This is a genomic window from Histophilus somni 2336 (genome assembly GCF_000019405.1).
Lineage (GTDB): Bacteria > Pseudomonadota > Gammaproteobacteria > Enterobacterales > Pasteurellaceae > Histophilus > Histophilus somni.
The window spans coordinates 1-22,724 of record NC_010519.1; the positions used below are offsets into that span (position 1 = coordinate 1).

Genomic DNA, 22,724 nt, shown 5'->3' on the forward strand with positions numbered 1-22,724 from the left:
ATCAAAAACAACGCTCATCAAAAATTAAGAAGCGGAATTCTAATCTTAAATTCAGCGTTCGTCAAATCAGAATAGTCAAAATCGCAGAATAAAGCTTATTTTTCCAATCAAAAAGCACAAGAGCGGCTCGGATTATACGTTTTTTTACAAAAATCTCAAGTAACCTTTTTCAGTTTTTTTGTTCTTTTAATAAAGATCTTTGAGCCAGTTTATTGTAGAATTACCATCAATTTACACCGCACTTTTAGATAAAACTTCCAACTATTTAATTTGCAAAGATGGATAAAATGAGTTCAACAGTTTCTACGCTATGGCGAGATTGCTTATCACAATTACAAGATCAAGTATCTTCAAATGACTTTACGACTTGGCTACGACCATTACAGGACGATGTCAGTGAGAGTAACATGATACTTTATGCACCAAATTGTTTCATTAAAGGATGGGTTGAAAATCATTATCTCACTCAAATCACAAAGCTTGCTCAGCAATTGTTGAATAATGATCAATTCATGGTAAAGATACAAGACGGCATAAAACCTACTGAGAAAACAACAACGAATGTTGAGCAAAAGACACAAAATGAAAACTGTCATAATGAAATAACTTCGCAACAAAATTACCGCTCTTATCTCAATAAAAATCATGTCTTTGATAACTTTGTTGAAGGTAAATCCAACCAATTGGCACGAGCAGTTGCCCAGAAAGTGGCTAAAAATCCGGGTGAGCAAAGTGCTAATCCATTGTTTTTGTATGGTGGTACAGGTCTAGGCAAAACGCACCTGTTGCATGCTGTAGGAAACGGCATTTTAGCAAATAATCCTCATGCTCAAGTTGTTTATATGCATGCAGAACGTTTTATGCAATCTTATGTAAAAGCCTTAAAATCCGATAGAATGGACAGTTTTAAGCGATTTTATCGTACTGTTGATGCCTTACTGATTGATGATATTCAATTTTTTGCCGGTAAAGATGGTACGCAAGAAGAATTTTTCCATATATTCAACTCGTTATTTGAGCGTGGTCGCCAAATTATTTTGACTTCTGATCGTTATCCGAAGGAAATTGAGAAAATTGAAGATCGTTTAAAATCTCGTTTCGGTTGGGGAATTAGTGTTGCTATTGAACCTCCCGAATTGGAAACCAGAGTCGCGATTTTGTTGAAGAAAGCGGAAGAAAAAAATATGGTTTTACCCGAAGAGGTTGCCATGTTTATTGGGGGAAAATTACGTACTAATGTGCGAGAATTAGAAGGTGCATTAAACCGTGTTCATGCACATGCGGAATTTACCGGAAAAGCGATTACCATTGATTTTGTACGTGAAACTCTAAAAGACATGTTGGCATTGCAAGATAAATTGGTAACAATTGAAAATATTCAAAAAATTGTGGCGGATTATTATCGGATCAAAATTTCGGATTTAAAATCAAAAAGACGCTCACGTAATATAACCCGACCACGTCAATTAGCTATGGCATTAGCTAAAGAACTAACGAATCGCAGTCTTCCTGAAATTGGTAGGAATTTCGGTGATCGGGATCATACGACCGTTCTGCATGCTTGTAAGGCCATAGCAAAACTCCGAGAAGAAGATAATGGTATCCAAGAAGATTGGTCAAATTTAATCCGCACACTGTCAGTATAAGGGAGCAGACTATGCAATTTATTGTTTCAAGAGAACATCTATTAAAACCATTACAACAAGTTTGTGGTGTATTAAGTAGTCGTCCAAATTTTCCTATATTAAACAATGTATTATTGCAAATTGAGGGGAATGTTTTACGTATTACCGGTACAGATCTCGAAGTAGAACTTTCAACACAAGCACAACTTATTCAAGCATCGCAAGACGGTAGTTATACGATTCCGGCAAAAAAATTCTTAGATATTTGCCGCAGTTTTCCCGATGAAGCGGAAATTACTGTAATTTTTGAAGAAGAGCGTGCATTGGTGAGATCCGGTCGAAGTAAATTTAATTTAACCGCTTTACCTGCAGACGAATATCCTAATTTAGCTGATTGGCAATCAGAGGTGGATTTTTACCTGCCTCAAAGTACATTACGTCGCCTAATTGAAGCAACACAATTCTCTATGGCAAACCAAGATGCTCGTTATTTCCTAAACGGTATGAAGTTTGAAACTGAAGGCAATTTACTACGAACAGTTGCTACTGATGGACATCGACTCGCCGTTTGCACAATTCCGTTAGAGCAGGATTTGCATACACATGCAGTCATTTTGCCTCGCAAAGGAATATTAGAGTTAATGAGATTACTGGAAAACAGCGAACACGCTGCTCACGTTCAAATTGGCACAAATAATTTACGCATTGATTTAGGAAGTATTATTTTTACATCAAAATTAATTGATGGTCGTTTCCCAGACTATCGTAGAGTTCTCCCAAGAAATGCAACTCATATTATGGAAGGTAATTGGGAACTGCTGAAACAAGCTTTTGCTCGTATGGCAATTCTGTCTAGCGATAAAGTTAAAACTGTCCGTTTGCAATTGACCTCAAATCAATTAAAGATTACAGCAACAAATCCGGAACAAGAAGTGGCTGAGGAAATTTTAGATGTCATATATAATGGGGCAGATATGGAAGTTGGCTTTAATGTAAGTTATATTTTAGATGTACTTAATGCCCTAAAATGCCAACAGGTGCGATTATGTTTTACTGATGCCTCATCAAGTTGTTTATTAGAGGATGCTGATGATGAAAGTGCAGAGTATGTCGTTATGCCAATGCGTCTATAAACAATGGCAATATCACGCTTAATCATCAATCATTTCCGCAACTTAACAGCCATAGATCTGGAATTTGAACGTGGCTTTAACTTTATTATCGGCAACAATGGAAGCGGGAAAACAAGTTTACTGGAAGCTATTTTTTATTTAGGGCACGGACGCTCATTTAAAAGTGCGGTTGCAAATAGAATAATTTCTTATCAGCAACCGCACTTTATTTTACATGGTAAAATTCAAGAGCAACAACATCAATGGTCTGTTGGTTTGCAAAAACAACGTCAAGGTAACACTTTAATGAAAATAAACGGCGAGGACGCAAAAAAAATTTCCGATCTTGCCCATTTATTGCCCATGCAACTCATTACACCTGAAGGATTAACCTTATTAAATGGCGGTCCCAGCTATCGAAGGGCTTATTTAGATTGGGGGTTATTTCATCATAACGCATCATTTTATAATGCTTGGAGTAGCTTAAATCGTTTACTTAAACAACGAAATTCTGCCTTACAACAAGTTTGTTCTTATGAAAAACTCAAAATTTGGGATAGAGAATTAACCAAACTTGCTTATCAAGTGAGCTACTGGCGAGAAGCGTATGCGGAAGCCTTACGCTCGGAAATAGAAAAAACCTGTCAGCTTTTTCTACCTGAACTAGAAATTTCTGTTAGCTTTCATCAAGGCTGGGATAAAAATATGGACTATGCGGATCTGTTACAACAAAACTTTGAGCGAGATCGTGCTTTGGGTTATACCTTTTCCGGACCTCAAAAAGCAGATTTTCGTTTTAAAGCAAACGGATTGCCGGTTGAAGATATTTTATCTCGTGGACAATTAAAATTGTTAATGTGTGCATTACGTTTGGCTCAAGGTGAGCATTTAATGCAACAAAAAAAACGCCACTGTATTTTTCTACTTGACGATTTCGCTTCAGAATTGGATCAATATAAACGCACATTGCTTGCTGAACGCTTACAAAAAAATGGTTCGCAAGTTTTTGTTACTGCAATAACTCGAGAACAATTACAACAGATACAACCAGAAAAGCACCGCACTTTTTACCTTGAAAACGGAAGAATAAAAGATCTTTAAAATAAGCAAAAAATAAACCTGACCAATTGTCAGGCTTCACATAGCGTTATAAAGATTTATCTTGTACCATACACAACAATAGTTTTGCCATGTGCTGAAATTAAATGCTGATCTTCTAACATTTTCAAAATACGCCCAACAGTTTCTCGTGAGCAACCTACCATTTGTCCTATTTCCTGACGAGTAATTTTAATTTGCATACCGTCCGGATGAGTCATTGCATCAGGCATCTTAGCTAAATTTAACAAGGTTTGAGCGATACGACCTGTCACATCTAAAAATGCCAAATTGCTTACCTGCTTTGAAGTATTTTGTAAACGATGAGCTAATTGACCGGCTAAATACATTAAAATTTCTGGATTAACTTGAATTAATTGGCGAAATTTTTTATAAGAAATTTCTGCAATTTCACATGAGCTTTTAGCTTTAACCCAAGCCGAACGAGGCTGTGTTTCATCAAATAAACCAGCTTCGCCAAAAAAATCACCTTGACTTAAATAAGTCAAAATCATTTCTTTACCTTCCTCATCTTTTACCATCACGGCAACAGACCCTCTAATTAAATAATAAAGGGTTTCCGCCTTTTCTCCAGCATGAATGAGGGAGCTTTTTGCTGAGTATTTATGAATGTGACAATGAGATAGGAACCACTCTAACGTCGGATCCATCGATGGTGCTGATTGTCCTTGTTGTTCTAACATAAAATCTCCTAGTCATTTTCCATTTAAAAAATCCATTTTATTTTTAATATCAATGGATTGATGTAACTCAGACCAAACTAGTATCGCTTTCCCCTGACGAATGTTTTTAAATAAATTTTCTCTTTTTTCGGCTAATGAAAGCTCGGTACTACCATAATCCGTACCTTCACGTAAAATAAAGCTATCCACAATATTTAATAAGGTTTGCTCTTCTAATTTTTCCCATGGAATAAGCATTGCAAATTGCTCCAATCTTACCTAAAAATTTCTATTATGCAAATAAACTTTCCAGCAGTTTCCATTGTTGCTCAAAACCTTGATTAGGCAAGTGCCTAAAGTTATTTCTTACGTAACGCATAAACTGTCCTTCGCATAAAGTAACAAGATGGGAAGCAATAATTTTTTCATCAAGATGAAAAGATTTTCCTTCTCTCAATTTACGCATTTGTAGAATATTCACAAACTGTAATTCTAAACGATCAAAAAATCGTGCAACTCGTGCTTGTAACTGACTATCTTCAAACATTAAAGCATGCCCTGTTAAAATTCGGGTTAATCCCGGATTTTTTCGTGCAAAATCAAGAATAGTTTGCAAAATATCTCTCACACGATTCATGGTATTGGTTTCGTTCTTGATAGAGTGATTAATTCGACTAAATAAAGTATTTTCTATATTATCCAATAATGCTTCAAACATTTTGGTTTTACTGGGAAAATAACGGTAAAGTGCGGCTTCAGAAACACCGACTTCCTGTGCCAAGCGAGCTGTCGTCATACGCTCCATTCCTCGTTCTGAATGTAACATATGGGTTAGTACGGTTAATACCTGTTGACGACGTTCTTTTACTGTTCGTTTCTCAATTTTTTGCGTTTTTTGTTTTGAGGCAACAACGATTTCAGCATCGCCAATATCCAATTGCTGTTGTTCCATTATTTTTTGCCTGAATGACCAAAACCACCATTACCACGATCTGTTTGCTGAAATTCTTCTACAATATTGAACTCAGCTTGTACTACAGGTACAAACACTAATTGTGCGATACGATCACCAATTTCGATTTTGAAAGGTTTATCACTTCGATTCCAAAGAGAAACCATGAGTGGACCTTGATAATCTGAATCGATTAAACCAACTAAATTGCCTAATACAATCCCATTTTTATGTCCCAATCCTGAACGAGGCAAAATCACTGCTGCTAAATTAGGATCTGCAATATAAATAGATAAACCTGTTGAAATAAGTTTTGTTTCTCCTGGCTGGACTTCAAATCCCTCGTCAACCAACGCTCGTAAATCCAATCCTGCCGATCCTATGGTTGCATAAGTTGGTAATGGAAACTCAGTTCCAATACGTGGATCTAAAATTTTTACATCAATCTTTTTCATTTACTTTCTTCCAATTTCCATTTATAACGCACAATAATTTTATCAACCAATTGTTTAGCTAAGTCACTTTTATGTTTCAATGTCAACCTCTCTTGCCCATTTTGCCAAAACAGCTGCAATGCGTTTTGCTCTGAATTAAATACTTGCCCACCGGAAACATCATTTGCACAAATCATATCCAAATTTTTACGTTGTAATTTGTCTTTCGCATACTGCTCCACATTTTGTGTTTCAGCCGCAAATCCTACAACAAAAGGACGATTTTCCATTAAATTGGCTACAGTTGCAAGAATGTCTGGATTTTTGACCAACTTTAAGACCATTTCATCATTACCGGGGATTTTCTTAATTTTTTGTTCTGCAATTTGTTCTACACGATAATCAGCTACCGCTGCACAACCAATAAAAATCTGATTTTGTTCCGCACTTTGTATTGCATGTTGATACATTTCTTGTGCCGAAACTACATTAATGCGTTGTACATTATGAGGTGTCGCTAAATTGACAGGTCCACTGATTAAAGTGACTTTTGCACCTCGTTGAGCAAAAGCTTCAGCAATAGCAAACCCCATTTTGCCTGAGCTATGATTACTAATATAGCGTACCGGATCAATGGCTTCTCTTGTTGGACCTGCGGTAATCACAACACTTACATCAAGTAAATCTTGAGTATGTAAAAAGGATTGGCAAAGTGCGGTAAAAATTTCAAAAGGTTCTGACATTTTTCCGATACCTACATCACCACAAGCCTGTTCACCACTATTCGGTCCGATAAACTGCACACCACGAGCCATGAGTTGTGCTAAATTTTGTTGAGTAACAGTTTGTGCATACATTTGTTGGTTCATTGCCGGAGCCAGAAAAATTGGAGAATTCGTTGCTAGACAAATAGTGGATAATAAATCGTTTGCCATACCGACCGCCATGCGTGCAATAAAGTCTGCACTGGCAGGTGCAATTACGATAAGATCCGCCCACTTAGCCAATTCAATATGTCCCATTGCCAATTCAGCTTCATGATCAAGTAAAGATTGTGATACAGCGTTGCCGGAAATTGCTTGTAAAGTTAAAGGTGTTACAAATTCTGTCGCTGCATTTGTTAGCACTACTCGAACTTCTGCTTGTGCTTTACGCAATAAACGAATTAATTCTATGGTTTTATATGCAGCAATACCGCCGGTAATTCCAATGACAATTCGTTTTCCCCGAATAAGATTTTGCATTGTTAGTCCTTAATCACAATCCAAAGTGCGGTCATTTTACTGCAATTTTTCATAAGAAAACATTTAATTTTGCGATTTTGCACGCAAAATAAAAAATACAGTATTTAAAACAGCAACAAATCTCTTCATCTTTATCGTTAAATATTTTTTCCTTTGCTAACAAGAATTTTCTATGACACAACAAAATACAACTTTAATGCCGAGAGAAAAACTACTGAAATATGGAGCTTCATCACTTGATGATAAGGAATTATTAGCGATTTTCTTACGTACAGGTATAAAAAATTGTCCTGTTATGCAACTCTCCGAGTTGGTACTTGCTCATTTTTCTTCTTTAAGAGGATTAATTAATGCAGACCAAAAGCATTTTTGCCAAATGAAAGGATTGGGTATTACTCAATTTGTACAATTACAAGCCTGTACTGAAATGACCAAACGTTATCTCTTACAAGAATTACAGTTTGCACAAGAATTTACCAGCCCTGATACGGTTCGTATGTATTTACAGACTGAATTGGAAAATAAAGATAGAGAAATTTTTATGGTACTGTTTTTGGATAATCAACATCGTTTAATAAAAAAAGAGGAAATGTTTTTAGGTACCATTAACCAGGCAAATGTTTATCCTCGTGAGATTATTAAAACCGCACTATTTTGTAATGCAGCCGCACTTATTCTTGCACATAATCATCCTTCCGGTGTTTCAACGCCAAGCATGGCAGACAGAAAAATGACCGAGAATATAAAACAACTATCAGAATTAATGGAAATCCGTGTTTTAGATCATTTTATCATTGGTAAAGGTAACTATTTCTCCTTCGCAGAACAAGGCTGGATCTAGGATCATTCGATGAATTATTCAATCTATTTGCGTAAATTTTTATCATTTTTTTCAGTGAATTTATCTATTTAGGCTTGAGAATAATAAACAAAGGTCGTATAATTCACGACCTTTAATATAGTGGGTCGGCTATGCGACCTGACGAGGTAGCCTTCAAAATCTTGAATTTTGAAGTGGTCCGAACCCTAAGCTCGAGCTTATATTTTTATTGGAGATTAATATGTCTAGAGTCTGTCAAGTAACAGGCAAGCGTCCAGCAGTTGGTAACAACCGTTCGCACGCAATGAATGCGACTCGTCGTCGTTTTCTTCCTAACTTACACACTCACCGTTTTTGGGTTGAGAGTGAAAAACGTTTCGTAACTTTACGCTTAACAGCGAAAGGTATGCGTATTATTGATAAAAAAGGCATTGATGCAGTGTTGGCTGAAATCCGTGCTCGTGGCGAGAAAATCTAAGGAGCTAAAAAATGGCAGCTAAAGGTGCTCGTGAAAAAATTCGCTTAGTTTCAACAGCTGAAACAGGTCATTTTTATACAACGACTAAAAATAAACGCAATATGCCGGAAAAAATGGAGATCAAAAAATTTGATCCGGTTGTGCGTAAGCATGTTATTTACAAAGAAGCTAAAATCAAATAATTTAGTTTTCACGATAAAAAAGCCCGACATGTTCGGGTTTTTTATTTTTTCAAATTTTACTTTTTGCCATAAGATAGCTGAAAGACTTACTCTTGGAAAAAAAACATGCCTGAATTACCTGAAGTTGAAACAACCTTAAAGGGCGTAAGCCCTTATTTAAAAGGGTTTATAATTGAAAAAATAGTAGTACGTAATCCCAAATTACGCTGGGAAGTAAGTAAAGAACTCAGCACATTTAAACACGTTAAAATTCTTAACTTAACTCGTCGAGCCAAGTATCTCATTATCCACACGGAACAAGGTTACATTATCGGACATTTAGGTATGTCCGGTTCAGTCCGCATTGTGCCGCATGACAATCCTGTCAATAAGCATGATCATTTCGATATTGTTATGAACAACGGCAAATTACTACGCTATAACGATGCTCGTCGCTTTGGTGCTTGGCTATGGACGAATAACCTTAGTGAATTTCATCTTTTTTTCAAGTTGGGGCCGGAACCTTTATCTGAAACGTTTAATTCTACTTATTTGTTCAAAAAATCTCGTCAAAAAAGCACCGCACTTAAAACTTTCTTGATGGATAATTCCGTTGTTGTAGGGGTTGGAAATATTTATGCGAATGAAATTTTATTTCTATGTGGACTTCATCCACAAAAGATCGCCAAAACATTGACAAAAAAACAGACTGAACAACTTGTTTTCACTATTAAACAAGTGCTTAACGAAGCTATTGAACAAGGAGGAACAACCCTAAAAGATTTTTTACAACCTGACGGTCGCCCCGGATATTTTGCTCAAAAACTTTTGGTTTATGGAAATAAGGACAAGCCTTGTCCAAGGTGCGGTACAAAGATAAAAAGTATTATTATTGGGCAAAGAAATAGCTTTTTTTGTCCGCAATGTCAAAAAAAGTGACATTACTTTCTTTGTTTTTTAAAAAAAATATGTTAAACATCAATAATGTCTTTTTATTTTCACAATCAGTAAACGCAAAAAGGAATATGTAATGAATGGAGCAAATTTGGTCGTAGAATGTTTAAAAGCTCACGGCGTAACTTCCTTATTTGGCTATCCCGGTGGGGCGATAATGCCAGTTTATGATGCAATTTATGATTCTGGTTTAGATCATCTACTTTGTCGTAATGAGCAAGGTGCAGCAATGGCGGCTATTGGATATGCAAGATCAACAAATAAAGTCGGTGTTTGTGTTGCGACGTCGGGACCGGGGGCAACAAATTTAATTACCGGTTTAGGTGATGCCTTGATGGATTCAATTCCCATTATTGCAATTACCGGACAAGTTGCCTCAAATTTTATCGGTACAGATGCTTTCCAGGAAGCTGATATTCTTGGGTTGTCACTTGCCTGTACTAAGCACAGTTTTATCGTTCAACATATTGATGAATTACCTGAAATCATTGCGAAAGCTTTCCAAATTGCACAAAGTGGTCGTCCTGGTCCTGTGCTTATTGATCTTCCAAAAGATGTGCAATTTGCACCTACATCCTTAAAACCCATTGTTTATCCCAAAATTGCGGATTCTTTACAAAATTTAGTCGCACTTGAGCAAGCGAAAAATTTACTTTCTCAAGCAAAACGCCCTGTGCTTTATGTAGGTGGCGGTGTTGGAATGGCAAAAAGCTCGGATGGTATGAGTGGCGTAAAAGCTATACGCACTTTTCTTGATATAACAAATATTCCATCAGTATCAACCTTAAAAGGTTTAGGAACAATACCTCCCAAACATCCACTCTATATGGGAATGATTGGAATGCACGGTACAAAAGCGGCAAATTATGCTGTGCAAGAATGTGATTTACTTATTGCTTGTGGGGCAAGGTTTGATGATCGTGTAACGGGAAAATTAGATACGTTTGCACCACATGCTAAAGTTATTCATATTGATATTGATGTTGCTGAAATTAACAAACTCCGTAAAGCAGATGTTGGACTACAAGGGGATTTGGTGGAGGCGGTTACTAACCTTGCCCAACTATTGGATATTGAACCGTGGCGTAAAGATATTGAGCAGTTAAAAGCAAGTTTTGATTTTAATTATATTGAAAATACAGAAGATAAAGAGATAGAGCCCTGTGCATTACTTCACACATTATCCGAACGCAAAGCAAAAAATGCGGTGATTACAACTGATGTAGGGCAACATCAAATGTGGTCGGCACAACATATGAAACATTATGAACCTGAAAATTATATTACATCTGCAGGGTTCGGTTCGATGGGCTTCGGTTTGCCGGCAGCTATCGGTGCGGCAAAAGCTCGTCCCCAAGATCCAGTTATTTTAATTACTGGTGATGGCTCATTGATGATGAATATTCAAGAATTGGGTTCGATCAAGCGTGGAAATTTACCAATCAAAATTTTATTGCTTGATAACCAACGTTTGGGTATGGTGCGACAGTGGCAATCGCTCTTTTTTCATGGTCGCCATAGCCACACTGTTTTAGATGATAATCCTGATTTTGTTACTCTTGCTTCTGCCTTTGGTATTGCAGGTGAACGAATTGAAAAGGCAAGTGAAGTTTCCGATGCTTTGGATCGATTATTAAATGCCAAAGAAGCTTATTTACTACATGTCTGTATCCCAGATGAAGAAAATGTATGGCCACTTGTACCGCCAAATACATGCAACAGTAATATGATTGAAGAAGATATTGGGGTGTAAACAATGAAAACTTACGATTTAACTATTCAAGCAAACAAACGCCCTGAAACTTTAGAGCGTTTGTTAAGAGTTGTCCGCCATCGTGGTTTTGAAGTCATTATTCTACATAGTGAAAGTAAAGGTAATGTTATTGATTTGAGACTTACTGTGCAAAGTGAGCGAGCTATTGAATTATTGATTCACCAATTAGTGAAATTACCGGATGTTATTACATTAAGCTAAAGAGCGGTCTAAATTTGTATAAATTATTATACAAAATAGATGGTTAGTTTAAAGGGAGATAAGTTGTGGAAGGTGCTGTTTTAGCGATTAAATTGGGATTGGTTGAAGAGATTGTTTTTGAAAATGGTTCAAAGATGTCAACGGCAATTCGGAAAAAACCGATGGAACAAGCTATCGTTCATGAATTAGGTGCGGAAGGAAATGATGTTGGACTGAAAGCACATCATGGAGGCATTGATAAAGCACTGTTTTTTATGGCTGAAAGATCTTTTGCTAAATTAACCGCTCTTTTGGGTAAGCATGATAGCTATCAAGGAGAAGCTATCTATGGTGAAAATTTTATTGTTTCTTTTTTTGATGAAGAAAATGTATGTGTCGGCGATCAGTACCAGATCGGAGATGTACAAATTGAAATTTCACAACCTCGCATACCTTGTGAAACGTTGTCAAAAAATGCCAATAATAAAAATACTCGAGCGATTGTTGTAGAAACAGGGCTGACCGGTTGGTATGTGAGAGTCATTAAAAATGGCGTGATCAAAAAAGGGGATAAAATCCGGCGTTTAGCTAACCCTTACCCAAAATTAACCATTAAATATTTAAATTATTTGCTGGCAACGGAAGCGACTGTGGAGCTTAAAACTCAATTAGAACAAGCAATTGAATGTCCTGTTTTGGCGGAGGCTTTTAAGCGTTACTTAAAAATGAAATGGCGAAAAATCAGTTAAATATTTGGTTAAGTGAGATATTATTAATCGGCTTATGTGAAGAATAAAGAACGTGATTAAATATTTACTGATATAATGGCGAAAATTTTTCAGATAATTTTAACAAGCGGTCTCTAATTTTGAATATTTCTTTATTTCGACAAATTCTCTCCTCTACAAAATGGCAGAATGATATTTTTACTTTATCTCCGCAAAAACAAGATTGGTTATTACATCAAGGTTCATTAACCCGAAAATTACAGCAATATTGTCAGCAACTGAAAGTTGAAATTGTGGCGGAAAAATGGGTTTCTGACATGTCTTTTGGATTTACCGGACATCATGAGCCAATTTGGTTGCGTGAAGTGATATTAAAAGGTGATGAGCAAGCTTGGATTTTTGCACAAACTCGTTTGCCACAATCTACGATTGAGAATGTTGCACCTGACATTATCAATGTAGGTTCAACGCCTATTGGCTTATGGCTTTTCCCTCAACAACCAAAAAGAAAAACACTTGAATGGATATACGATACCGCAACAGGATTATATGCTCGTCGTTCAGTATTGCTTTTAAATCAATATCCAATCGAAATTAAAGAATTGTTTTTGCAAGATTTTAAATTTTTTCAATCAAAGGTCTAAAGCATGAGAACCCCGAAAAAGACAAACAAAAAAGCGAAAAAAATCACCGCACTTACAGAAGATCCGTATTTTTTCCAAGAGCAACAGAAATATGCTAATCCAATCCCGAGTCGAGAGTTTATTTTACAAATTATTCGTGATTTTAATGCACCTATGTCGAAAGAAGATCTGTTCAAGACATTGGCTATCGTTGATCCTGAACAAAAAGAGGGAATGCGTCGCCGTTTGCGTGCAATGGAAAATGAAGGGCAATTGGTCTTTACTAAAAGAAAGTGTTACGCCTTGCCTGAAAAATTGGATTTATTAAAGGGGTCAGTGATTGGTCATCGTGAAGGCTATGGTTTTTTACAAATCGAAGGAAGCAAGTCAGATTGGTTTATTCCAAATATTCAAATGCAAAAAGTTATCCATGGTGATTTTGTATTGGCACAACCTAATGGCTATGACCGTAAAGGACGTTCAGAGGTGCGTATTGTTCGAGTGTTAGAAAGTCGCAATAAACATATTGTTGGGCGTTTTTTCATGGAGGAGGGGATTGGTTATGTCGTGCCGGATGATAGCCGTATTAATCGTGACATTCTGATTCCGAATGAGTTTCGCAACGGAGCGAGAATGGGACAGGTAGTTGTGGTTGAACTTAAACCTCGTACAGCAACATTTACGCAGTTGGTTGGAAAAATTGTAGAAATTCTTGGGGAGAATATGGCAAAGGGAATGGAAACTGAAATTGCTATTCGCAATCATGATATTCCTCATATTTTTCCAAGTGCGGTAGAAAAACAAGTAAGAAAATATACGGATAGTGTGCCGGAGGAAGCAAAACAAGGACGAAGAGATTTAAGAACCTTACCATTGGTAACCATTGATGGTGAAGATGCACGAGATTTTGATGATGCGGTTTTTTGTCAAAGAAGTGGTGATGGCGGGTGGACATTATGGGTTGCCATTGCCGACGTGAGCTATTACGTACGTTTGCGTACTGCATTAGATAACGAAGCATATCAGCGTGGCAATTCGGTTTACTTTCCTAACCGAGTTGTACCAATGTTGCCGGAGATTTTATCGAATGGATTATGTTCGCTTAATCCACAGGTTGATCGTTTGTGTATGGTATGTGAGATACGAATTTCGCCACAGGGAAAAATGACTGATTACAGTTTTTATGAAGCGGTCATGAACTCATATGCAAGATTAACTTACACTAAAGTTGCACAAATTTTGGCAGGTGATGAATTATTACAACAACGCTATCATGTTTTAGTACCGCACTTACAAGAATTGCACCAAATGTATCAGGCTCTGCTGCAAGCTCGTTATCAGCGTGGAGCCATTGATTTTGAAACTATTGAAACTAAGTTTGTCTTCAATGAAATGGGACGTATTGAATGTATTGAACCTATGGTGCGTAACGATGCCCATAAAATCATTGAAGAATGTATGATTTTAGCAAATATTGCAGCAGCTAATTTTATGGAACGTCATCAAGAACCCGCTTTATTTCGTATTCATGCCGGACCAAGTCAAGAAAAACTCAGTGCATTTCGTGCTTTTCTACGTGAATGTGGCTTAACGTTAAAAGGTGGTATAAACCCCACAACCGCAGATTACGCACAGTTGTTAGCCCAAGTTCGTGAACGTCCGGATCATGAATTAATTCAAACTATGCTACTTCGTTCACTTAGCCAAGCTGTTTATCACCCTGATAATATTGGACATTTTGGTTTAGCACTAACGGAATATGCACATTTTACTTCGCCTATTCGCCGTTATCCTGATTTAACGTTACATCGTAGTATCAAATATTTATTAGCAAAACAGCAAGGTTCTAAAAGAAAAACAACCGATACCGGCGGTTATCATTATTCCCTAGAAGAAATGGATCTTCTCGGTGATCATTGTTCTTTAACCGAACGCCGAGCTGATGATGCAACAAGAGAAGTGGCAGATTGGCTAAAATGCGAATATATGCAAGATCATGTTGGAGATGAATTTGACGGTATTATTTCTTCCGTAACCGGTTTTGGGTTGTTTGTGCGTTTAGATGATTTATTTATTGATGGGCTAGTTCATATTTCAACCTTAGATAATGATTATTATCAATTTGACTCAATAAAACAACGTTTAATTGGGGAAAATTCCGGTACGACTTATCGTCTCGGTGATAAAGTTAAAATCCGTGTTGAGGCAGTCAGTTTAGCTCAACGCCAAGTGGATTTTGTTTTATTATCGAGTCAGCGTAAACCTAGACGTTCCGGCAAAACGGCGAATAAGCGAGCGAAACAAAAAAGCTTCCAAGAAAAGAACCGCACTTCTAAGATCGAGCGACATAAAAGTGCGGTAAAAATAACAAAAAAATTATCAAAAAAACAACAAAGTCCGGCAAGTAAAACAAGAAAACAGAAAAAACAGAAAGGATAAAAAATCATGGCAGAAAATATTTATGGAATTCATGCGGTGCAGGCTTTTCTTATTAATGCACCAGAACGTTTGATCGAAGTTTATGTGCTAAAAGGGCGGGAAGATAAGCGGTTACAATCCGTACTGAATGAGCTTTATAAATTAGGTATAAGCGTACAATTTTTGAATCGTGATACATTGGATAAAAAAGCGAACGGAGAAGTACATCAAGGTATCATTGCTCGTGTTCAACCAGCTAAAGAGTTGAATGAAAATGACTTGGTTGAGATCTTACAAAAAAAAGCAAATCCATTATTGCTGGTATTGGATGGTATCACAGATCCGCATAATTTAGGTGCTTGTTTACGATCAGCAGATGCTGCCGGTGTTTGTGCTGTGATTGTGCCAAAAGATAAATCGGCACAATTGACTGCGATTGCTCGTAAAGTCGCTTGTGGAGCGGCGGAAGTTGTTCCTCTTGTTCGTGTAACAAATTTAGCCCGCACTTTACGAGATCTACAGCAACAACATAATATTTGGGTTGTAGGTACGGCTGGCGAGGCGATTGAAACTTTATACGAAGCGAAATTAACCGGCGGTTTAGCACTTGTTATGGGGGCTGAGGGAGATGGAATGCGTCGTTTAACCCGTGAAACTTGCGATCAATTGATTAGCATTCCTATGGCGGGTTCCGTATCTTCATTAAATGTTTCTGTTGCCACAGGCATTTGTCTATTTGAAATTGTGCGACAAAGATTAGGATAATACTTTCTTCATCTAAAAAGGTTGGATGTGATGTGAAATATATTTATTATGTAAATTAAAAGGACTGAACCCTGCAGAATACAGAGTGCAGTCCTTGAATTAAATCAGTCCAATCAGATCATATTGTCAGGAAATTTTTGCTATTTTATACCCTTCTTGTCTAGTTTTGCATACGTTTGACAGCCAATGTTTAAGCCATTATCGCACGCTAATCTATAATATTGTTTAGCTTTAGAAACATTTCTTTGTACACTCTGTCCGTTTTCATACATCACGCCGAGATTGTGTTGTGCATTTGCATCTCCCTGTTCAGCCAGTTGTTTGAATAAGGGAAATGCGTCAGAATAATTTTGTTGTTTAATAAATTGTAAAGCACGATTAAATCTTTCGGTATCTGTTTCGGCAAGTGTAGATTGGACAATACCGAAAGAGAGTAGGGCGGTAAGGAGGGATTTTTTTAGATTCATCAGAGCTCCTTTGTTGACTGCTTCTCATGGTTCGTTTAAAAAATTAGATATTTAAGTTAATTGCATCATCAATAAAGTATTGGTCCATATCAAATGCAGGTTTCGCCCCTTTATTTTTGCCTACTATTTGAGAAGGCACACCAGCGACAGTAGTGTATTCTGAAACGAATTGTAACACTACGGAGTTTGCACCAATTTTAGCGTAACGCCCAATTTCGATATTTCCTAACACTTTAGCTCCGGACCCAATCATCACACCTTCTCGAATTTTAGGATGACGATCGCCGCTTTCTTTACCCGTTCCCCCTAAAGTTACACCTTGCAAAATAGATACATCATTTTCAATGACAGATGTTTCTCCTATCACAATACCTGTGGCATGATCGAACATAATGCCACAACCGATTCTTGCCGCGGGATGGATATCTACATCAAAGGCAACGGATATTTGGTTTTGTAAATAGATCGCCAATGCTTTTCGTCCTTGTTGCCATAAATAATGGGTAATACGATAACTTTGCAATGCGTGGAAGCCTTTCAAATAAAGTAACGGTGTAGAGTATTGTTCTACGGCAGGATCTCGATGACGCACGGCTCGGATATCGCAAGCCGCACTTTCGATAATTTGCGGTTGATTTTGATGTGCTTCTTCAATAATTTCTCGCAATGCAATAGCGGGCATAATTGGATTAGCTAATTTGTTCGCAAGAATATAGCTTAATGCACTGCCTAGATTGTTATGTTTTAAGATAGTTGCATGAAAGAAACTGGCTAGCATTGGTTCATTTTCAGCGAGTTTTGCTGCTTCAGCACGAATAAGACTCCATACTTCTATTGACATGTTACTCCCTTTTGCGTTTTCTTCCCAATAAAGTAATAGCCGCATCTTCAGGTTTTTTACCACAAAATAGTATTTGATATACCTGCTCGGTAATCGGCATTTCTACACCCTGTTGCTGGGCTAATAAAAAGGTTTCTTTTGTATTGTAAAAACCCTCTATAACCGGACCAAGTTCATTGATAGCCGTTGTACAATCAAAACCTTGTCCTAACATTAATCCAAAACGACGGTTACGAGACTGGTTATCGGTACAAGTAAGGACTAAATCCCCTAAGCCGGATGTTCCCATAAACGTATTCGGATTCGCACCTAGAGATATGCCCAAACGACTGATTTCAGCGATTCCTCGAGTAATTAATGCTGTACGTGCATTAGCACCAAACCCCATACCATCAGAAATCCCTGCAGCAATAGCAATTACATTTTTAACCGCCCCTCCAAGTTGTACACCAATCATATCTTGATTAACATAGACTCGGAATTTGCTACAATGAATTCTTTCTTGGAACTCTAAGGCAAATTGTTCGTTATTTGAGGCTAATGTAATAGCTGTCGGCATGCCGGCAGCCAATTCTTTAGCAAAGGTAGGTCCTGATAAGACTGCTAAAGGATAACCATATCCTACATGCTCTTCAACAACTTCTTGTAATAAGCGTCCTGTATTTCGCTCCAGTCCTTTCGTTGCCCAAGCGATACGTTGATCCGATCTTAAGTGCGGTTTAATTTGCATGATAACGTCGCCAAAAACATGACTTGGTACAACAATTAATAACTCTCTGGAGTGTTGAATGGCTTGTGCTAAATTGTCTTCTACATATAAAGAATCAGGAAAGTGAATATTAGGTAAAAATGCTTGATTTTTTCGCTCATTACGTAAGCGTTGACAATGTTGAGGACGATGTCCCCATAAGTAGGTTGGATAGCCATTGCGAGAAAAGGCAATAGCTAAGGCAGTTCCATAAGCACCGGCACCAATTACGGTGATTGGAGTTGGAGAAGGACTGTTATCATTCATATTTTTTCTTAGAATTTTCGGAATTAATAGAAATATTAGGGTGTTATTACAACACCCTGAAAGATTAATGAACTTCTTTCTTTTCTTTTTCTTCAGTTTTTGACTCCTCTTGTGCTTGTTGACGTTGCATATACTCAACAAATAAGGCATCAAAATTGACCGGTGCTAGATTTAAAGCCGGGAAAGTGCCACGATTCACTAAACTGGAAATTAATTCTCGTGCATAAGGGAATAACATATTTGGGCATTGAGATGTTAGGCAATGTGCTAATTGTACATCTTCTAAACCGCTTATAGCAAAGATGCCTGCCTGTTTTACTTCACAGATAAAAGCAACATCTTCACTGCCTTCCATTGTAGTTTCAACAGAGATATTCAGGCAAACTTCATAAAGATCTTCTGCTAAATGCGTTGTTTCTGTGCTTAAATTAAAATCCAGTTTCGGTTTCCATTCTTGTTGGAAAATGTGCGGTAGATTAGGTGCTTCAAAAGAAACATCTTTAACGTAAATACGTTGAATTTGTAAAACAACTTCTGTTCCTTGTTCTTCTGTTACTGCATCTTGATTTTTTTCTGTCATTTTTCGATCCTTATTTATGTTTTTTGACTAAAGGTAAATTTGCCGCAATCCAGCCACTGATACCATCTTTCAGTGAGTAAACTCGACTAAATCCTTGTTTAACTAATAATTCTGCTGATGCACCTGCATTCATACCTGTTGCACAAACTAGAATTACAGGGGTATCTTTATGTTGTTCAATTTTTCCTAAATTTTGATTTTTAATCTCTGTTGGCAATACGTTGATACTGTTGATAATATGACCACGTTGAAATTCATCTATTGTGCGTAAATCAATAACAATAGCCTCTTCATTATTAATTAAACGAGTCGCTTCGGCGTTTTCTACTGCCGTAACTTTACTGGTAAATGATTTTACCGATGTATAAATTAACATGACAAATACGGCAATCCATGCTATTACCATTAGGCTATGATTTTTTGCAAACTCTGTTGCTAAAGGGAGATATTCTTGCATTTTTTCTATTTTTCAAGGTTAAAGTTAAGGTTAAAAATAAAGGGCTAAGTATAACCGCACTTTCTTCATCTTTCAAAATTTTTCAAAGAAAGTCCTGCAAATAAATTGATCTATATTATAGATAGCTTCCCTGTTTATTGGTATATTAGCCCCAAATTTCAAGGAAGTCTTGATAACTTTGTTGAAATAGGGTTTCCGATTTTATCGGAAACGATTTTTAAGTAGAAAAAATAGGAAAAAAAATGTTTTATATTCAATTCGCTATCGTTTTAGTGTGTATTCTGATTGGGGCACGCATTGGTGGTATTGGTTTGGGCGTTATGGGTGGTTTAGGGCTTTGTATTCTCGCCTTCGGCTTCGGGTTACAACCTGCTGGATTACCGATTGATGTGATGTTTATGATTATGGCTGTAGTTTCTGTCGCTGCTGCAATGCAGGCAGCTGGTGGTTTGGATTATATGATCAAAATCGCAACCAATATTTTACGCAGAAATCCTAAATATATCACTTTTGTTGCACCTGCCGTAACTTGGTTATTTACTTTCTTAGCCGGTACTGGCCATGTAGCTTATTCTGTATTACCAGTTATCGCAGAAGTAAGTCGTCACAGCGGTATTCGTCCTGAGCGTCCACTTTCAATGGCAGTAATTGCATCGCAATTTGCTATTGTAGCAAGTCCTATCGCTGCCGCTGTAGTGGCTGTTGTGAACTATTTAGAACCACAAGGAATCAACTTGGGTAGCGTCTTAATGGTTACTATTCCGTCAACTATTTTAGGCATAGCACTTGCTTGTGTTTTTGTCAATAAAATGGGGAAAGAATTAAAAGACGATCCGAATTATCAACGTTTATTACAAAATCCTGAGTATGTCAAAGAAAACAGCGTAAGTAATATTGCTGAAATTGAAATAAAACCGACTGCGAAATTATCAGTGGGCTTATTCTTATTCGGTGCATTACTTGTTGTTGTGATGGGAGCGTATCCGGAGTTACGTCCATCATTCAACGATAAACCTATGGGTATGGCTCACACTATTGAGATCGTTATGTTAACCGTTGGTGCATTGATTATCTTAACCTGTAAACCGAATGGTAACGCAATTACACAAGGTTCCGTATTCCATGCTGGTATGCGTGCGGTGATTGCAATTTTTGGTATTGCTTGGTTGGGAGATACATTGATGCAAGGTCATATTGCAGGCATTAAAGAAAGTGTGAAGTTATTAGTTGAAACCGCACCTTGGGCATTTGCATTTGCACTGTTCTTACTTTCTGTTTTGGTAAACAGTCAAGGGGCGACTGTAGCAACTTTATTTCCGCTAGGTATTGCATTAGGTATTGAACCTGCGATTTTAATCGGGGTATTTGTAGCAGTAAACGGTTATTTCTTTATTCCAAACTATGGTCCAATTATTGCTTCAATTGACTTTGATACAACAGGCACAACAAGAATTGGTAAGTTTATCTTTAATCACAGCTTTATGCTTCCAGGTTTATTAAGTATGGCATTTAGCTTAGGTTTCGGGTTATTGTTTGCAAGTATTTTACTTTAGCTTTCACTAAATAATTTATAAAAACACCGCACTTGCTTTAAGAAGTGCGGTGTTTTTTGAGATTTTGATTTTTTAAATACCGAATAAAACAGCAATGAAAACGGTCAAGCCGAAATAATTGTTATTTAAAAAAGCGTTAAAGCAACTCTCTCTATCTCTATTTTTAGTCAAACGGCATTGGTAAACGAAAAATAAGCCGGCAATAGCCAATACAATAAAATATCTGTTATTTAATTGTGATAAATAACCCACGGAAAAGAGAAAAATCAGCGTTATTATTTGTAATAATGCAATGATTTTATTGTCATATTGAGCAAATAAAATCGCCGTTGATTTCACGCCAATACGCAAATCATCATCACGATCTACCATGGCATATTGAGTATCATATGCGACTGTCCAAGATAAATTTGCAATAAATAATAACCAGCATTCTAGAGGCAATGCTTCAATAGTCGCACCATAAGCCATTGGAATAGACCAGCCAAAAGCCGCCCCTAAGAAAAATTGTGGCAAATGTGTATAACGTTTCATAAAGGGATAAATAAATGCCAAAATGACTGCAATCACAGATAAACCAATAGTATAAAGGTTTAAACAAAGGACTAATAAAAAAGAACAAAAAACGAGGACGATAAATAACCATTTTGCTTCACGAGGTGTTGCTCGACCTGTTGAAAGTGGGCGTAGTGAAGTTCGTTTAACTTTTCCGTCAATATGGCGATCTGCATAATCATTGATGACACAACCTGCTGAACGCATTAAAAATACGCCGAATATAAAAATTGCTAGAACTGATAGGGTAGGCATCGCTTTTTCGGCAAGATATAATGCCCAAAGCGTTGGCCAAAGTAAAAGCAATGTGCCGATAGGTTTGTCTAAACGCATTAATTGTCCATAAGCAATCAGCTTATCTTTTGCAAATATTGTCATTTGATTGGCTAAACCTTGTAATTCTTAATAAAAGTGCGGTGTATTTTACTGTAAAATCCTTTTTGGAAAAAGTGAGTTTACCCTATAAAGAAACAGTGTTATATTGCGAAATACTTTTATTGTTAAACTATCATAAAATGACTACATTCAAAGAAATCAACTCTGAACAAGCATGGGAAATATTAAATAATAAGAATGCTGTATTAGTAGACATTCGTGATTTATCCCATTTTATTTACAGTCGTCCGAAAAGTGCTTTTCATTTAACTCATCAGCGTTTTAGTGAATTCCAACAGAAATATGAATACGACCAACCGATTATTGTGAGTTGTTATCATGGTGTGAGCAGCCGCAATGTGGCACAATTTTTAGTTGAGCAAGGCTATGATGAAGTTTATAGCTTAATTGGAGGTTTCGCCGGTTGGGTACAAGCGAATTTACCGGTGGAAAGTGGATATTAAATAAAAGGCAGACGATTCCTGCCTTAGTTCAGTCCAGCTGCACAAACATAAATTAAAACACTATAAAAAATCACCGCACTTAGTAGCAAAACATATTTTGCCAGCTGACTGTTACGTTGATTTAATTTAAATGAATAACGAGCAATAATGCCTAAAATAAAAGGATAAGCCCAAAAGAAAATTGACATCCATCTCATTTGAAAATCATCCAAATTTGGATTTTTAATGAAATTAGGTGAGATTAAGAGAGCTAATGGCCAAAGCAAAACAGGTAGGCAAAACCCAACGAGTGCCCAAGAAAATCTACTAAATCCGGTTGGCATGTTTTGTTTTTTCATTTTTATCCTCGATAATATATACAAGAGAAC

27 protein-coding genes are annotated in these 22,724 nt (G+C 37.0%); 15 read left to right on the forward strand and 12 right to left on the reverse strand.

What is annotated here, in order from left to right:
* Window positions 1–287 precede the first annotated feature (287 nt).
* The 3 genes from dnaA to recF are packed head-to-tail and all read left to right on the forward strand — an operon-like array spanning window position 288 to window position 3,838.
* Window positions 288–1,646: a chromosomal replication initiator protein DnaA gene (dnaA, locus tag HSM_RS00005; protein WP_041604945.1), complete on the forward strand. Its 1,359-nt coding sequence runs from the start codon at window positions 288–290 to the stop codon at window positions 1,644–1,646.
* An 11-nt stretch (window positions 1,647–1,657) separates the two neighbouring features.
* Window positions 1,658–2,758 carry a DNA polymerase III subunit beta gene (gene dnaN / locus HSM_RS00010; RefSeq protein ID WP_011608289.1) on the forward strand — a complete coding sequence of 367 codons (1,101 nt, stop codon included), beginning with the start codon at window positions 1,658–1,660 and terminating at the stop codon, window positions 2,756–2,758.
* Window positions 2,759–2,761: 3 nt separating this feature from the next.
* Window positions 2,762–3,838: a DNA replication/repair protein RecF gene (gene recF / locus HSM_RS00015; protein WP_012341166.1), complete on the forward strand. Its 1,077-nt coding sequence runs from the start codon at window positions 2,762–2,764 to the stop codon at window positions 3,836–3,838.
* Window positions 3,839–3,894: 56 nt separating this feature from the next.
* Here recF and crp read toward each other — a convergent pair whose 3' ends face one another.
* Genes crp through coaBC form a run of 5 tightly spaced genes read right to left on the reverse strand, consistent with a single transcriptional unit; the run spans window position 3,895 to window position 7,148 of the window.
* Window positions 3,895–4,539, reverse strand: coding sequence for a cAMP-activated global transcriptional regulator CRP (gene crp / locus HSM_RS00020; protein WP_011608291.1), 645 nt, complete (start codon window positions 4,537–4,539; stop codon window positions 3,895–3,897).
* Between the two features lie 12 nt (window positions 4,540–4,551).
* Window positions 4,552–4,776, reverse strand: a complete 225-nt coding sequence (locus HSM_RS00025) for a YheU family protein (RefSeq protein WP_012341336.1) — start codon at window positions 4,774–4,776, stop codon at window positions 4,552–4,554.
* A 34-nt stretch (window positions 4,777–4,810) separates the two neighbouring features.
* Window positions 4,811–5,470, reverse strand: coding sequence for a nucleoid occlusion factor SlmA (gene slmA, locus HSM_RS00030; protein ID WP_011608293.1), 660 nt, complete (start codon window positions 5,468–5,470; stop codon window positions 4,811–4,813).
* Window positions 5,470–5,925 (reverse strand): dUTP diphosphatase, encoded by a 456-nt coding sequence (dut, locus tag HSM_RS00035; RefSeq protein WP_011608294.1) that lies wholly within the window; start codon window positions 5,923–5,925, stop codon window positions 5,470–5,472. Before dut ends, slmA begins: the two co-directional genes overlap by 1 nt.
* Entirely contained in the window at window positions 5,922–7,148 is a 1,227-nt protein-coding gene (gene coaBC, locus HSM_RS00040; protein WP_012341613.1) for a bifunctional phosphopantothenoylcysteine decarboxylase/phosphopantothenate--cysteine ligase CoaBC, read from the reverse strand. The genes dut and coaBC overlap by 4 nt, the downstream gene beginning before the upstream one ends.
* A 172-nt stretch (window positions 7,149–7,320) precedes the next feature.
* On the opposite strand from coaBC, the gene radC reads away from it, so the two are divergent.
* The 10 genes from radC to rlmB all read left to right on the forward strand — a co-directional run bounded on the left by radC (window position 7,321) and on the right by rlmB (window position 16,049).
* Window positions 7,321–7,989: a RadC family protein gene (radC, locus tag HSM_RS00045; protein ID WP_011608296.1), complete on the forward strand. Its 669-nt coding sequence runs from the start codon at window positions 7,321–7,323 to the stop codon at window positions 7,987–7,989.
* Window positions 7,990–8,209: 220 nt separating this feature from the next.
* The gene (gene rpmB / locus HSM_RS00050) at window positions 8,210–8,446 is read left to right on the forward strand and encodes a 50S ribosomal protein L28 (RefSeq protein ID WP_011608297.1); all 237 of its coding nucleotides are present in this window, start codon (window positions 8,210–8,212) and stop codon (window positions 8,444–8,446) included.
* Between the two features lie 11 nt (window positions 8,447–8,457).
* Window positions 8,458–8,628: a 50S ribosomal protein L33 gene (gene rpmG / locus HSM_RS00055; RefSeq protein ID WP_005542835.1), complete on the forward strand. Its 171-nt coding sequence runs from the start codon at window positions 8,458–8,460 to the stop codon at window positions 8,626–8,628.
* Window positions 8,629–8,733: 105 nt separating this feature from the next.
* Entirely contained in the window at window positions 8,734–9,546 is an 813-nt protein-coding gene (mutM, locus tag HSM_RS00060) for a bifunctional DNA-formamidopyrimidine glycosylase/DNA-(apurinic or apyrimidinic site) lyase (RefSeq protein ID WP_012340376.1), read from the forward strand.
* Window positions 9,547–9,637: 91 nt separating this feature from the next.
* Window positions 9,638–11,314, forward strand: coding sequence for an acetolactate synthase 2 catalytic subunit (gene ilvG, locus HSM_RS00065; RefSeq protein ID WP_012340456.1), 1,677 nt, complete (start codon window positions 9,638–9,640; stop codon window positions 11,312–11,314).
* A gap of 3 nt (window positions 11,315–11,317) precedes the next feature.
* Window positions 11,318–11,536, forward strand: a complete 219-nt coding sequence (ilvM, locus tag HSM_RS00070; protein WP_011608300.1) for an acetolactate synthase 2 small subunit — start codon at window positions 11,318–11,320, stop codon at window positions 11,534–11,536.
* 65 nt (window positions 11,537–11,601) lie between these two features.
* A complete protein-coding gene (locus HSM_RS00075) occupies window positions 11,602–12,264 on the forward strand; it encodes an MOSC domain-containing protein (RefSeq protein ID WP_012340638.1) in 663 nt (220 codons plus the stop codon).
* A gap of 119 nt (window positions 12,265–12,383) precedes the next feature.
* Window positions 12,384–12,887 (forward strand): chorismate--pyruvate lyase family protein, encoded by a 504-nt coding sequence (locus tag HSM_RS00080; protein WP_011608302.1) that lies wholly within the window; start codon window positions 12,384–12,386, stop codon window positions 12,885–12,887.
* Window positions 12,888–12,890: 3 nt separating this feature from the next.
* The gene (rnr, locus tag HSM_RS00085) at window positions 12,891–15,305 is read left to right on the forward strand and encodes a ribonuclease R (RefSeq protein ID WP_012340825.1); all 2,415 of its coding nucleotides are present in this window, start codon (window positions 12,891–12,893) and stop codon (window positions 15,303–15,305) included.
* Window positions 15,306–15,311: 6 nt separating this feature from the next.
* On the forward strand, window positions 15,312–16,049 hold the full coding sequence (rlmB, locus tag HSM_RS00090; protein ID WP_011608304.1) for a 23S rRNA (guanosine(2251)-2'-O)-methyltransferase RlmB: 738 nt from the start codon (window positions 15,312–15,314) through the stop codon (window positions 16,047–16,049).
* A 140-nt stretch (window positions 16,050–16,189) separates the two neighbouring features.
* On the opposite strand, the gene HSM_RS00095 is transcribed toward rlmB, so the two are convergent.
* The 5 genes from HSM_RS00095 to HSM_RS00115 form a co-directional block, all read right to left on the reverse strand.
* The gene (locus HSM_RS00095) at window positions 16,190–16,516 is read right to left on the reverse strand and encodes a tetratricopeptide repeat protein (RefSeq protein WP_012340983.1); all 327 of its coding nucleotides are present in this window, start codon (window positions 16,514–16,516) and stop codon (window positions 16,190–16,192) included.
* 43 nt (window positions 16,517–16,559) lie between these two features.
* Window positions 16,560–17,357: a serine O-acetyltransferase gene (gene cysE / locus HSM_RS00100; protein ID WP_012341054.1), complete on the reverse strand. Its 798-nt coding sequence runs from the start codon at window positions 17,355–17,357 to the stop codon at window positions 16,560–16,562.
* A 1-nt stretch (window position 17,358) separates the two neighbouring features.
* The gene (gene gpsA, locus HSM_RS00105; RefSeq protein WP_041604948.1) at window positions 17,359–18,372 is read right to left on the reverse strand and encodes an NAD(P)H-dependent glycerol-3-phosphate dehydrogenase; all 1,014 of its coding nucleotides are present in this window, start codon (window positions 18,370–18,372) and stop codon (window positions 17,359–17,361) included.
* Between the two features lie 64 nt (window positions 18,373–18,436).
* Window positions 18,437–18,952: a protein-export chaperone SecB gene (secB, locus tag HSM_RS00110; RefSeq protein WP_012341089.1), complete on the reverse strand. Its 516-nt coding sequence runs from the start codon at window positions 18,950–18,952 to the stop codon at window positions 18,437–18,439.
* A 10-nt stretch (window positions 18,953–18,962) separates the two neighbouring features.
* Window positions 18,963–19,409 carry a rhodanese-like domain-containing protein gene (locus HSM_RS00115; RefSeq protein WP_011608309.1) on the reverse strand — a complete coding sequence of 149 codons (447 nt, stop codon included), beginning with the start codon at window positions 19,407–19,409 and terminating at the stop codon, window positions 18,963–18,965.
* A gap of 242 nt (window positions 19,410–19,651) precedes the next feature.
* Between HSM_RS00115 and HSM_RS00120 the strand changes: the two genes are divergently transcribed.
* Window positions 19,652–20,962, forward strand: a complete 1,311-nt coding sequence (locus tag HSM_RS00120; protein WP_012341110.1) for an anaerobic C4-dicarboxylate transporter — start codon at window positions 19,652–19,654, stop codon at window positions 20,960–20,962.
* A 72-nt stretch (window positions 20,963–21,034) separates the two neighbouring features.
* On the opposite strand, the gene ubiA is transcribed toward HSM_RS00120, so the two are convergent.
* A complete protein-coding gene (gene ubiA, locus HSM_RS00125; RefSeq protein ID WP_012341121.1) occupies window positions 21,035–21,895 on the reverse strand; it encodes a 4-hydroxybenzoate octaprenyltransferase in 861 nt (286 codons plus the stop codon).
* A 137-nt stretch (window positions 21,896–22,032) separates the two neighbouring features.
* Between ubiA and glpE the strand changes: the two genes are divergently transcribed.
* On the forward strand, window positions 22,033–22,356 hold the full coding sequence (gene glpE / locus HSM_RS00130) for a thiosulfate sulfurtransferase GlpE (protein ID WP_041604460.1): 324 nt from the start codon (window positions 22,033–22,035) through the stop codon (window positions 22,354–22,356).
* Between the two features lie 23 nt (window positions 22,357–22,379).
* Here glpE and HSM_RS00135 read toward each other — a convergent pair whose 3' ends face one another.
* The gene (locus HSM_RS00135; RefSeq protein WP_012341137.1) at window positions 22,380–22,694 is read right to left on the reverse strand and encodes a DUF5389 domain-containing protein; all 315 of its coding nucleotides are present in this window, start codon (window positions 22,692–22,694) and stop codon (window positions 22,380–22,382) included.
* Window positions 22,695–22,724: the final 30 nt, after the last annotated feature.